This is a genomic window from Aestuariivita sp. (assembly GCF_021404545.1).
GTDB lineage: Bacteria > Pseudomonadota > Alphaproteobacteria > Rhodobacterales > Rhodobacteraceae > Aestuariivita.
Genome location: NZ_JAAWWD010000003.1, coordinates 19,575 through 32,792 on the forward strand (window position 1 = coordinate 19,575; position 13,218 = coordinate 32,792).

At 60.8% G+C, this 13,218-nt stretch carries 11 protein-coding genes; all 11 read left to right on the forward strand.

The annotated features are described in order from the left end of the window. Positions 1-162: 162 nt before the first annotated feature. The 11 genes from HEP69_RS02490 (at position 163) to HEP69_RS02540 (ending at position 13,213) form a co-directional block, all read left to right on the forward strand. Complete coding sequence (locus tag HEP69_RS02490; protein WP_290556942.1) at positions 163-1,587, forward strand: type II and III secretion system protein family protein; 1,425 nt, start codon at positions 163-165, stop codon at positions 1,585-1,587. Positions 1,588-1,591: 4 nt separating this feature from the next. Continuing rightward, complete coding sequence (locus HEP69_RS02495; protein ID WP_290556943.1) at positions 1,592-2,260, forward strand: OmpA family protein; 669 nt, start codon at positions 1,592-1,594, stop codon at positions 2,258-2,260. A gap of 216 nt (positions 2,261-2,476) precedes the next feature. Then, entirely contained in the window at positions 2,477-3,709 is a 1,233-nt protein-coding gene (locus HEP69_RS02500; protein WP_290556944.1) for an AAA family ATPase, read from the forward strand. 23 nt (positions 3,710-3,732) lie between these two features. Next, positions 3,733-5,178 carry a CpaF family protein gene (locus HEP69_RS02505; protein WP_290556945.1) on the forward strand — a complete coding sequence of 482 codons (1,446 nt, stop codon included), beginning with the start codon at positions 3,733-3,735 and terminating at the stop codon, positions 5,176-5,178. 11 nt (positions 5,179-5,189) lie between these two features. Next, positions 5,190-6,152, forward strand: a complete 963-nt coding sequence (locus HEP69_RS02510; protein ID WP_290556946.1) for a type II secretion system F family protein — start codon at positions 5,190-5,192, stop codon at positions 6,150-6,152. A gap of 10 nt (positions 6,153-6,162) precedes the next feature. Then, positions 6,163-7,143, forward strand: coding sequence for a type II secretion system F family protein (locus tag HEP69_RS02515; RefSeq protein ID WP_290556947.1), 981 nt, complete (start codon positions 6,163-6,165; stop codon positions 7,141-7,143). A 16-nt stretch (positions 7,144-7,159) separates the two neighbouring features. Further along, positions 7,160-7,750 (forward strand): tetratricopeptide repeat protein, encoded by a 591-nt coding sequence (locus tag HEP69_RS02520; protein WP_290556948.1) that lies wholly within the window; start codon positions 7,160-7,162, stop codon positions 7,748-7,750. A gap of 31 nt (positions 7,751-7,781) precedes the next feature. Beyond that, entirely contained in the window at positions 7,782-8,627 is an 846-nt protein-coding gene (locus HEP69_RS02525; protein WP_290556949.1) for a tetratricopeptide repeat protein, read from the forward strand. 2 nt (positions 8,628-8,629) lie between these two features. After that, entirely contained in the window at positions 8,630-9,124 is a 495-nt protein-coding gene (locus HEP69_RS02530; RefSeq protein WP_290556950.1) for a prepilin peptidase, read from the forward strand. A 96-nt stretch (positions 9,125-9,220) separates the two neighbouring features. Continuing rightward, a complete protein-coding gene (locus HEP69_RS02535) occupies positions 9,221-10,531 on the forward strand; it encodes an ATPase (protein ID WP_290556951.1) in 1,311 nt (436 codons plus the stop codon). Between the two features lie 234 nt (positions 10,532-10,765). Next, positions 10,766-13,213: a ligase-associated DNA damage response DEXH box helicase gene (locus HEP69_RS02540; protein WP_290556952.1), complete on the forward strand. Its 2,448-nt coding sequence runs from the start codon at positions 10,766-10,768 to the stop codon at positions 13,211-13,213. Positions 13,214-13,218: the final 5 nt, after the last annotated feature.

Sequence of the window (13,218 nt, forward strand, 5' to 3'; positions counted from 1 at the left end):
TGCTGTGGATAAAAGCCTTCAGTCGCCATTGTTGCGCGTTCCACACATCAGCGACGCCCGAGAAATGTTTGATTCTTGAAAAAAAAATGAAACTGGCGCACAGTGACTGTAATGCGGGCGCAAAGACCCGTCATCAGAGGCGTGATCGGAGAGGCAGGTCACATGACAATCAGAAATTCGCTCAAAGCAGCCCTGTTGGGGCTGTCTGTCATCTGTGTACCGCTGGCAGGCACGGCACAGGCTGAAACCCTGCGGGTCGTCAAAAAAGGAACCGCGGCCACGCTGAGCGTGCCGATGAACCGTGCGGTTGTCGTCGAAAGCGATGTGCCGTTTGCCGAACTGAGTATCGCCAACCCGGGTATCGCCGATATCTCGTCGCTGTCGGATCGCACCATCTATGTGCTGGGCAAATCGCCCGGCCTGACCACGCTGACCCTTCTGGATGGGGCGGGCCAGCTGATCACCAATGTCGATGTCAAGGTCGCCGCCGACGTGACCGAGTTCAAGGAACGCCTGGGCCAGATCCTCCCTGGAGAACGGATCGAGGTCCGCACCGCCAATGACGGGATCGTGCTGTCGGGCACCGTCTCAAGCAGCCAGCGTCTGCAACGCGCCCTGGATCTGGCCGAGCGCTATGCGCCCGAGCGGGTGTCGAACCTGATGAGCGTCGGCGGCGTCCAGCAGGTGATGCTCAAGGTGCGGTTCGCCGAAATGCAACGCACCGTGTCCAAGGCGCTGAGCAGTTCACTGGCGCTGGATGGCGCGATTTTCGGCAGCGATGTCGGCATCGACGGCGGCACCAATTCGCTCAATACCTCGGGTGCTGTGACGAATGCGTTCAACGGCCAGATTCCGGCCAGCAACGACAATGCTGGAGCGGTTCTTTTCGGGTTCAGCGCCGGGTCACTGCGCGTTGGATTGCTGCTCGAAGCGCTTGAGCAAAAAGGGGTGGTCCGATCGCTGGCCGAACCCAACCTGACCGCGCTGTCGGGACAGGAGGCCAAATTCCTTGCGGGCGGGGAGTATCCCGTTCCCATTGCCCAGGAAGACGGCGCGATCACCGTTGAATTCAAACCCTTCGGGATCGAACTCAACTTTATCCCGCGGGTGGTGGACAAGGACACGATCAACCTCGAGATGATGGCCGCGGTGTCGGATATCGATCCGACCAACGGCATTTCCATCGACGGGTTTCAAATCGACGCCTTCTCGCGGCGTGAAACCTCGACAACCGTCGAGATGCGCGATGGCGAGAGCTTTGCCATTGCCGGCCTGATTGAGGACAATTTCCTCGACAACAACCGTCAATTGCCCTGGCTTGGGGACGTTCCTGTTCTGGGGGCGTTGTTTCGCAGCGCCGATTATCAGCGCGCCCAAACCGAACTGGTGATCATCATCACCGCCCATCTGGTCACGCCGACACGGGGCGAGGCATTGGCGCTGCCGACCGACAGGATCAAACCCCCGACCGAACAGGAACTGTTTCTGTTCGGCCGCACCGCCCGTGGCGAACGCCGCGTCCGTGGCGCGGCCGGCGAAGTGGCGCAACAGGACTTCAGCGGCTCTTACGGCTATGTGATGGATTGATCCAATGACACACAAACTGATCCCCGGCCTTATGATGGGCGCCAGCGTCGCGGCACTGAGCGCATGCAGCCCGAACGCGACAGGTCCGATCGGCACCACATTTTTCAGCGAAGCGGGCGTGCAGATCGACGGTGGCAGTTTCGGCAACGCCACGATGAACAATATGATGGTGCATACCGGCGCCGAGGGGTTCGTTCTGGACCTGACCGAGCGGTTTGCGGAACAGGTGCCGTCGACCGTGAATTTCGCGTTCAACAGCGCGGTTCTGGATGAAGCGGCACGTCAAACGTTGCGCAAGCAGGCCGCATGGATCCGCCAATTCCCCGAGGTGCGCTTCCGCGTCTATGGCCATACCGATCTGGTTGGATCGAACGCGTTCAACAAACGCCTTGGACTGCGCCGGGCGCGCGCGGTGGTGCATTACCTGGGCAGCCAGGGGATCAGCCGGTCACGCCTGGAGGCTGTGGTGTCGTTCGGCGAGACCCAGCCCCTGATCGTAACCCAGAACCGCGAGCGCCGGAATCGCCGGACCGTGACCGAGGTTTCGGGCTTTGTCGCCTCCCACCCACGGGTTCTGGACGGCAAATACGCCCAGATCGTTTATCGTGAGTATGTCGATAGCGCCACCGCTTCCACCACCCTGGGCGCCTCGACCGCCATTCTGTCCGAATAGGCGACACAATATCGGCGTTTAGGCCGGTATCGTTCACAAATCTCAGAATCGAAGCTTTTTGGCCGCAATATCGCCCTGATTTGCCGCGACATTTCATCTCCAAGGGGGGCGTGCGTTCTCCCACGGGTCGGAATAGAACGGGCAACTGGGCAAAGGCGGGGCATTACGGCCACCGCATCGCTTGACTGTCATGTTCCTGACATAAGGACGAAGGCAATGAGCAGCGGAATGCCGCAACCGGACCAAAGCCCCATCGTGGCCTGCACCATTTGCCGGGATGTGCAGCTCTTCGATCTTTTGATCGAAGATATGGAAGCCGCCGTGGGCGAGGCCTGGGGCGATCTGAGCTTTAACGACGCCCTCGCCTTTTTCAACCAGCCCGATGCCGAAACGCTGGAATTCATCGCCCTGGCGATGGATCAGGAAGATGAAGAGAACCTCGTTCTTCTGGGCCAGATCATCACCGAGGCCAAGAAACGCGGCATCAAGGTCATCCTGATCGCCGAAGATGTGACACCTGCCGCCCTGCACCAGTTGCTGCGCAAGGGGGCGGACGAGTTTGTCCCCTACCCCCTGCCCGAGCAGGAATTGCACACCGCCATCGAAAATCTGCGCAACGTTCCCGAACCGCCCAAGCAGCAGGCCGGATCACAGTTGCGCTCGGGATCGTCCAAGGACGGCGCGCTGATCGTGGTTCATGGCCTTGCGGGGGGTGTCGGATCCTCGACCATTGCGACGAACCTGGCGTGGGAACTGGCCAATCTGGGCGATGAAAGCCCCCCCAAGGTTTGCCTCTTGGATCTGGACCTGCAATTCGGCTCGATCTCGACCTATCTTGACCTGCCCCGCCGCGAGGCGGTGTTCGAGATGCTGTCGGATACCGACAATCTGGACGAAGAGGTGTTCGGTCAGGCCCTGGTCAGCTTTGAGGACAGATTGCAGGTGCTGACCGCGCCCAGCGATATGATCCCGCTCGATCTGATCTCACCCGAGGATATCAGCCGCATCCTCGACATGGCGCGCAGCCATTTCGATTATGTCATTATCGATATGCCCTCGACCCTGGTGCAATGGACCGAGACGATCCTGCAGGCCGCCCATGTCTATCTGGCGCTGCTGGAGCTGGACATGCGGTCGGCCCAGAATGCGCTGCGCCTCAAGCGGGCGCTGCAATCGGAGGATCTGCCGTTCAACAAACTGCGGTTTGCGCTGAACCGGGCCCCGAAATTCACCGATCTGGGCGGCAAGGGCCGGGTCAAGCGCATGGGCGAAAGCCTTGGGATCTCTATCGATCTGCAAATGCCCGATGGCGGCAAGCAGGTCATGCAGGCCTGCGACCATGGTCTGCCGCTTTCGACATCGGCGGCCAAGAATCCGCTGCGCAAGGAAATCGCCAAACTCGCCGTATCGCTCTTTGAACTGGGTCAAAGCCCGGCCGAAGCGGCCTGAGCAACACCACCGGGATATGTGAGATGTTTTCCAAATACAAAAAATCGACCCCTGCACCGGCATCCGCCAAAGAGGTCCCGGTCAACAACGTGACGGAGTTGAAGCCCTCGGCAGAGGTGGGCCAACAGGTTTCAATGCGCAGGCCGATGCCGAAAAAGCCCGCCCAGGCCGCGCCGATGGACAAAGAGCGCAAGCGCAAGGAGCGGATGGGCGAGATCAAGACCGAGCTGCACCGCGCGCTTTTGGAAAACCTCAACCTCGCGGCGCTTGAGCACGCGACCGAGAACGACCTGCGCAACGAAATCAGCTCCATCGCGTCGGAGATCCTCGAACAGAAGGGGATCGTGCTGAACCGCGAAGACCGCACGACGCTCAACAAAGAGCTTTACGACGAGGTCACCGGCCTTGGCCCGCTTGAGACGCTGCTGCAGGACGAGACCGTTAACGACATCCTGGTCAACGGGCCGCATCAGGTCTTCGTGGAACGCGCGGGCAAGCTGGAACTCAGCAATGTGACGTTCAAGGATGAGAAACACCTGCTCAGGATCATCGACAAAATCGTCTCGGCTGTCGGTCGTCGGGTGGACGAGTCGAACCCTTATGTGGACGCCCGTCTGGCGGATGGATCGCGCTTTAACGCGATGGTGCCTCCCGTTGCCGTTGACGGGTCGCTGGTGTCGATCCGGAAGTTTAAAAAGGACAAGCTGGGCATCGACGATCTGGTGCGCTTTGGCGCCTTTACCGAAGAGATGGCGGCCTACTTGCAGGCCGCCGTCGCAACCCGGTTGAACGTGATCGTCTCGGGCGGGACCGGCTCGGGGAAAACCACCACGCTTAACGCGCTCAGCTCCTTCATCGACAATTCCGAACGGATCCTGACAATCGAGGATACGGCGGAACTCCAGCTCCAACAGGTCCATGTGGGCCGGATGGAGAGCCGTCCGCCCAATGTGGAGGGCAAGGGCGAGGTCTCCCCCCGGGACTGTCTGAAAAACGCGCTCAGGATGCGCCCGGACCGCATCATCGTGGGCGAGACCCGCGGCGAGGAGGTGATCGACATGCTTCAGGCCATGAACACCGGCCATGACGGATCGATGACCACGATCCACGCCAACAACGCCCGCGACGGTATCAGCCGGTTGGAGAACATGATCGCCATGGCCGGGATCGAAATGCCGCTCAAGGCGGTACGGTCGCAGATCTCGTCCGCCGTAAACCTGATCGTTCAGGCCTCACGCCTGCAGGACGGCTCGCGCCGGATGACCTCGATCACCGAGATCACCGGCATGGAGGGCGACGTGATCTCAATGCAGGAGATCTTCCGCTATCAGCGCGTCGGGCTGACGCCGGATAACAAGATCATCGGCCATTACACCGCCACCGGTGTGCGCAGCCACTTTTCAGACCGGTTCAAGATGTGGGGCTATGACCTGCCCGCATCGATCTATGAACCCACGGTTATGGGGTAAGGGGACCGGTTATGAGTGCGGAACCAATCATTTACGGCCTGATCTTCATTGCCGTTCTGGTACTGGTCGAAGGTCTCTATCTCGTGGCCTTTGGCAAATCCATCAGCCTCAACAGCCGCGTCAACCGCAGGCTTGAGATGCTGGACAAGGGTGCGCGCCGCGAGCAAGTGCTCGAACAGCTCCGCAAGGAGATGCAGCAGCATATGAAGTCGCGGTCGATCCCGCTTTATTCTCTGCTGGCCGAACGCGCCCAGAAAGCCGCCATCGCCTTCACGCCGCGCCAACTGATCATGATCATGTTCGCGCTGGCGATCTTTGCCTTTGTCGGACTGTCCGTCGGGACCGAGACCGACACCCCGGTCCGCATCGCGCTGTCGGCCGTGATCGGCATCGGCGGGGTTTACTTCTGGGTCAACTCCAAGGCCACCAAACGGATTGCCCTGATCGAAGAACAATTGCCCGATGCGGTCGAACTGATGGTGCGCTCGCTTCGTGTCGGTCACCCGTTCGTCTCTGCCATTCAGATTGTCGCCAAGGAGGTCCCGGACCCGCTGGCGACCGAGATGGGCATCATCGCCGATGAAGCCGCCTATGGCCGGGATGTGGCCGAAGCGCTGGTGGAAATGGCCGAACGGCTCGACATGCAGGATCTGCGCTTTTTGTCGGTTGCGGTGGGCATCCAGCAGCAATCGGGCGGCAACCTGGCCGAGATCCTCGAAGGGCTGGCCAAGGTTATTCGGTCACGCTTTCGCCTGTTTCGCCGCGTCAAGGCGATCACGGCCGAGGCTAAATGGTCCGGCAAGTTCCTCTCGGCCTTTCCGCTTGTCTGTCTGGCCGTCATCCAGATCACCGCGCCCAACTATTACGACGATGTGCTGGACCACCCCTATTTCATTCCCGCCTGTTTCTTTGTGGGCATCACGCTGACGCTGAACCTGATCGTCATGCGCTGGCTGACCAACATCAAGGTGTGAGGAGACACTCATGGATTTTCTGACCTCAATCGGTGACTTTCTCACCCAGCAACTGGGCCCGTTCGGCCCATTGATCGTGGTAGGCGGCTTGGGTCTTTTCATGATCTTGCTGACCATTCCGTTCATGCTCAACCAGCGCGAGGATCCGCTGAAAAAGCTCAGCCGCGCCAATGATGCGAATCGCACGCAGCCCAAACAGCAAGAGCGTTTGCGCCAGGCGGGCCGCAACGAACAGCTTGAACGATTTGCCAATTTCCTCGAACCCAAGGACGTGGAAGAGCTGTCGGCCATTCAGCTGAAGCTGACCCAGGCCGGTTACCAGTCCCGCGATGCGGTGCGCATGTATCACTTTGCCCAGTTCGCATTGGGGATTTTGGGGCTGGTTCTGGGTTTTGTCTATGTGACCTTTGTTGCGGGTGACCAGGAGTTCACCACCCAGCAGACGGTCATGTATACCATCGGGCCAGGGGCCGCGGGCTATATGCTGCCCAAATACTGGGTGACGCGCCGTGTTGGCGAACGCCAGCAACAGATCGAGGAGGCGTTTCCAGACGCGCTCGACATGATGCTGGTCTGCGTCGAGGCCGGTCAATCGCTGGATCAGTCGATCATTCGCGTCGCCAAGGAATTGCGCGTCTCCTACCCTTCGCTCGCCGATGAGTTCGAGATCGTGTCTTACGAGGTCAAGGCCGGTAAGGATCGCACCAGTGTTCTGCGCGATATGGCGACACGCTGCGGCGTGTTGGATGTGTCGTCCTTCGTGACCGTGATGATCCAGTCGCAGACGTTCGGCACCTCGATTGCCGAGGCGCTGCGCGTCTATGCAGGCGAGATGCGCGACAAACGCGTGATGCGCGCCGAGGAAGCCGCAAACAAGTTGCCAACCAAGATGACGCTTGCCACTATGGGCTTGACGGTTCCACCTCTTCTGGTGATCCTGATCGGCCCATCGGCACACAATATCTCGATGATGGGCACAATGGGGCAGTAACAGCAAAGCGCACATAATGCGGCTGGACAAAGCAGATCAGTTTTCCCGCCGCAGATGGCCCGCCGCCATCGGCCTTGCTGTGATTGCCGGATTGGCCGCCTGCGCGCCGGGCGGCTTTTCGCGTGATGAGGCAAGCCCCTTTGCGCCAGGCACCGATCTGCGCGCCCAGGCCGTAGACGGGGTCGAGGTTGGTCATCGCTTGATGCAGGCGGGTCAGTACGAACTGGCTCTGGAGGCGTTTACACGTGCCGCGCTCGAACAGGGGATCACCGCCGAAATCCTGACCAGCATCGGCTCGGCCAATCTGGGCCTGGGCCGTTTGGGCCAGGCCGAAGATATGCTGCGCCGTGCGGTCGAAACCGAACCGGAATGGCCCGAAGCCTGGAACAACCTGGGCGTCGTACTGATGGAGCGCGGCGAGACCGCCGAAGCCGTGCAGATTTTCCGCAAAGCCTTTGCTTTGGACAATGGCCAAAGCGCATCAATCCGGGACAATCTGCGCTTAGCACTCGCAAAATCCGAAAATCCTGATACTGTGGCATTAGAACAAGACTATAAACTCGTGCGTCGGGGACGGGGAGAATTCCTGATCCGAAAAGCCGAGTAGCATTGAGCAAGAGCAGTAAAAGGACGCAAAAATGCGCCATCCCCTCTTTGTTGTGGCGACCCTTTCGGGGGCCTTCGCCCTAAGCGCATGTTCCGACAGTGGCGAGGAAACGGTCGAACGGGCCTTTCAGGATGTCAACGTCGTCGATGAGAGCAATCTCGGCGACGTCATGTTGACCGTGGCCGATCCGGGCGAGGCGGTGAGCTATTTCAACCGAACGCTCAAAGACCATCCCGACCGGATCGACCTGCGGCGCGGGTTGGCCAAATCCCTGATCCGCGCGCGGCGCAACACCGAAGGCGCCGTGGCCTGGAGCCGCGTTGTCGCCCATCCAGAGGCCAACGCGTCCGATCAGGTCGATTACGCCGACGCGCTGATCCGCACCGGCAACTGGGACAAGGCCGAAGAGGTTCTGGATTCCGTCCCCCCCACCCACGAGACCTTCAAACGCTACCGGCTTGAGGCGATGGTCGCCGACAGCAACCAGGAATGGACGAATGCCGACAGTTTCTATGAAATCGCCGTCGGCCTGACCACGCGCCCGGCCGGCGTGATGAACAACTGGGGCTACTCCAAGCTGACCCGCGGCGATTTTGCCGAGGCCGAGCGCCTGTTCGGAGACGCCATCCGACAGGACGAGACGCTGTTTACCGCCAAAAACAACCTGGTGCTGGCGCGGGGCGCGCAGCGTGCCTATACCCTGCCCGTGATCCCGATGAGCCAGATCGAGCGGGCGCAGCTTTTGCATACGCTGGGTCTTTCTGCAATCAAGCAGGGCGATGTGGAAACCGGCAAGGGTCTCTTGCGCGAGGCGATCGAAACCCACCCGCAGCATTTCGAAGAGGCCGTCCGCTCCCTCCGGGCGCTTGAGGCCTGATCATGGCCATCGGCGCGGTCGAGGCCCTGTGGTATCTGCCGTTCGTGCTGCCGATCTGCCTTTACGTGGCCTTCACCGACCTGCGGGACATGAAGATCACCAACCAGGCGGTCATTGTTCTGGGCGCCCTGTTTCTGATCCTCGGCCTGATCACGCTGCCCTTGCCTGAATACGGGCTTCGGCTCGTTCAGATGGTGGCGGTTCTGGTGATCGGCATTGTCCTGAACGCCGCTGGCGGCGTGGGTGCGGGCGACGCGAAATTCGCGGCCGCCGCCGCCCCCTATATCGCGCCCGGCGATCTCAGCATGGTGATCGTAATCTTCTCGGCCACGCTTCTGGCAGCCTTTGCCACGCATCGACTGGCCAAACATACACCTCTGCGCCGCATCGCGCCCGACTGGCAAAGCTGGGGGCGCGGCTGGGACTTTCCGATGGGTCTGGCCCTGGGACCAGCCCTTGGGATCTATCTGATTTTAGGCGCTTTTTTAGGAAACTGAGCGAGTACAGAGCGTCCTGAGGCACCAGTTCCGGCCCAATTTGGCCACAAAACTCAGGCATGAATCCGCCGATAGACAGCGACCGAGGCCCACGACATGAACATGCAGCCCCAAACCGTTCTCGCCCCACCGATGCCGCGCTATCTCGAAGAGATGCAACTTCCCGCGGTGATGATGCGGGACATCCTGCTTAAGACAATCTTCCGCAAGAGCGTCTCGTCTGTTTCTGAAATTGCACAAGCCGTCTGCCTGCCGCCCTCGGTCACCCAGGAACTGGTGGATATGGTGCGCGAACAAAAACTGCTTGAGGCGACAGGCACCCTGAATGCCAATAACGGCAATGAAATGGGCTATCAGCTGACCGATGCGGGCAAATCCCGCGCGCTCGATGCGCTGTCGCAGTCGGAGTATTACGGACCCATGCCGGTGCCGTTGAATGTCTACCGCGATCAGGTAGAGCGTCAGTCGATCCGCAACATCCAGATCACCCGCGATCAGTTGACCAATGCGATGGGTCATCTGATCCTGCCGGACGCGCTCCTCGATCATCTGGGGCCCGCGGTCAGCTCGGGCCGGTCGATCCTGATGTATGGCCCACCAGGCAACGGGAAATCCTCGATCTCCAACGGGATGCGCGACGCGATGGGCGACAGGGTCTATGTGCCTTTCGCCATTGAGTATTCCGGCCAGGTGATCACGGTTTACGACCCAATCGTGCATACCGCAGCCACCGTGCAGCAGGATGATCCCACCTCGCTGCGCCGTGCCGCGAACCGGTTCGACAGCCGCTATGTCTGTTGCGAGCGCCCCACGGTGATTACCGGGGGGGAGCTGTCGCTCGATATGCTGGATCTGGTCTATAATCCAAACGCCAAGACCTATCAGGCGCCGCTGCAGCTGAAATCCTCCGGTGGGATCTTCATCGTGGATGACCTGGGCCGTCAGGCAGAGTCGCCGCAGGCCCTGGTGAACCGCTGGATCGTGCCACTGGAGGAAAACAAGGACATCCTCGCCCTGCAATCGGGGGAGAAATTTGAGGTGCCCTTCGATACGCTGGTTATCTTTTCCACCAACTTTCACCCAAATGAAATCTTTGACCAGGCCGCACTGCGTCGGATCTTCTACAAGATCAAGATCGACGGCCCCAATCAGGAAAACTTCCTGAAGATCTTTGCATTGGTGGCGCGCAACAAAGGGATGCCGCTGGATGAGAAAGCCTTGGTGCATCTGCTCAAAGTCAAATACCCGACGATCCAGAACATCTATGCCAATTACCAGCCGGTGTTCCTGATCGACCAGATGATTTCGATCTGCGAGTTCGAGGGGCTGCCCTATAAGATGTCACCCGAGCTGATCGACCGCGCCTGGGCGAATATGTTCGTCGAGGACGAGGTAATCCTGAAATAGCCCGCGATCCCGGCGACCGTGTCACAGGTCCGGCCGCGATCCGAAAAATCATTCATAGGCCGACCCCGGCCCTTCTTCTTGCCAAAAATACCGACGGGGGAGGTCCCTTGGGACCGGGGGCAGAGCCCCCAACCCAGGCCAGACCCCCTCGAAACCGCCTGCAAGCCCAGAGGTGAGCGTCGAGCGCTCTGAAATCGGCTTGGACCTTGGCCAGGTTCAGTTTACCTCTCGTCTATGACCTCCCTCCCCTCCCGGTTCACCAACTGGTTCTCGACCAAAGGCTGGTCGATCCATCCCCATCAGCAGGCGATGCTGGACCGCTCGGATGACCCGGCGTTGCTGCTGATCGCTCCGACGGGCGGCGGCAAGACCTTGGCGGGTTTCCTGCCCACGCTGGTTGATCTGGCCGAGGCCGGTCACAATGGATTGCATACGCTCTACATCTCTCCGCTCAAGGCGTTGGCAGTCGATATCAAACGCAACCTGCGCACCCCGGTCGACGAGATGGGCCTTGAGATCCGCATCGACGACCGCACCGGCGACACCCCCGCCAGCCGCAAGAAACGTCAACGTGCCGACCCGCCGCATATCCTTCTGACCACACCGGAAAGCCTGGCGCTGCTCGTGTCCTACGAAGACGCCCCACTTATGTTTCGCGGGCTCAAACGCGTGGTGGTCGATGAGATTCACGCGCTCGCCGAAAGCAAGCGCGGCGATCAGTTGATGCTGGCGCTGGCGCGGCTACAAACGCTTTGCCCCGATCTGCGGCGCGTGGGCCTCTCGGCCACGGTCGAGGATCCCCAGGCCATCGCCCATTTTCTAGCTCGCCATCCCGATCCCTGTGAGATCCTGATGGCCGATCCCGGCCCACCTCCCGATATCGCGATGCTGACCACGGATGAAGCCCCGCCCTGGGCGGGGGGCGGGGCCAAATACGCCATCCCTGCCGTGCTGGAGCAGGTCAAACGCCACAAAACCACGCTGATCTTTCACAACACCCGCGCCCAGGCCGAGCTGTTCTTTCACAACCTCTGGCTTGCCAATGACGACAGCCTGCCCATCGGCATTCATCACGGATCCCTCGACCGGATCCAGCGCGACCGGGTCGAGGCCGCCATGGTGCGGGGCGAGCTGCGGGCGATTGTCTGCACCGGCTCTCTCGATCTGGGGATCGACTGGGGGGATGTGGATCTGGTGATCCAGATCGGCGCGCCCAAGAATGTCAAACGGCTGGTTCAGCGGATTGGCCGCGCCAACCACCGCTATAACGCGCCCTCGAAGGCGCTCTTGGTGCCTGCCAACCGGTTCGAGGTCGTCGAATGCATCGCTGCCCTTGAAGCGGTCAAGGCCGGAGATCTGGATGGCGATCCGCGTGGAGACGGGCCGCTTGATGTTCTCTGCCAGCATATCCTGATCACCGCTTCGGCCGGCCCTTTTCAGGCCGATGCGCTTTACGCCGAGGTGACCAGCGCAGGCGCCTATCATACGCTGAGCCGGGCTGAGTTCGACGCCTGCCTCGATTTCTGCGCTACGGGCGGATATGCCTTGCGCGCCTATGATCAGTGGCAACGTCTGATGCGGCGCGCCGATGGCCTCTGGCAGCTCCGCGATCCCCGCACGGCGCGGCGCATCCGCATGAATATCGGCACCATCCAGGACACCGATACACTCAAGGTGCGGCTGAAACGGTCGCGCGGAGGCAAACCGCTGGGCGAGATCGAGGAAGGCTTTGCCGCCACGCTCACCCCCGGCGATACCTTTTTGATCGGCGGGCAGATCGTGCGCTATGAAGGCCTGCGCGAGATGACGGTCGAGGTCACGCGCCGCGCCGACAAGAAACCCAAGATCGCCACCTTCATGGGCACGAAGTTCGCCACCTCCACCCAGTTAAGCGCACGCATCCTTGAGATGTTCAGACAGCCGAGCTGGCCCGCCCTGCCCCCGCACACCGCCGAATGGCTGGCGCTGCAACGCAGCGTTTCCAAGCTGCCCGAACCCGGACGCCTTTTGATCGAAAGCTTTCCACATGACGGGCGCGAACAGATGGTCGTCTATGGGTTTGCGGGACGCAACGCGCAACAGACGCTGGGCCTTTTGCTCACCAAACGCCTGGAGGAGATGGGGCTGAACCCGCTGGGCTTTGTCTCCACCGATTATGCAACGCTGATCTGGGGATTGGACCGGCTCGACGATCCCGCGCCGCTGTTCGACATCGCCGCCCTGCGAGACGGGCTAGAGACCTGGCTGGCCGGAAATGCTGTGATGAAGCGCACGTTTCGCGCCTCGGCCACCATCGCCGGGCTGATCGAGCGCAACATCGGCGGCCAGCGCAAGTCCGGGCGGCAGGCCACGTTTTCCTCCGACATCCTTTACGACACCCTGCACAAATACGACCCCGACCACCTGATGCTGAAAATCACCCGAACCGAGGCGCTGCGTGGCCTGGTTGATTTCGGTCGCATCGAGGACTTGGCCGCCCGGATTGGCGGCCGCATCGACCATCTGAAACTGGACCGGATCACGCCCCTGTCGGCGCCGCTCTTTCTCGAACCCGGTCGCGTACCGATCAAGGGGCTGGCCGAGGAACGGCTGCTGGCCGAGGAGGCCGACCGTCTGCTGTCCACAGCCGGCCTGGCCACAGCGCCCGCGCCGCGCAAACCGCAATGGCGTGTCGGCTATTGATGCCG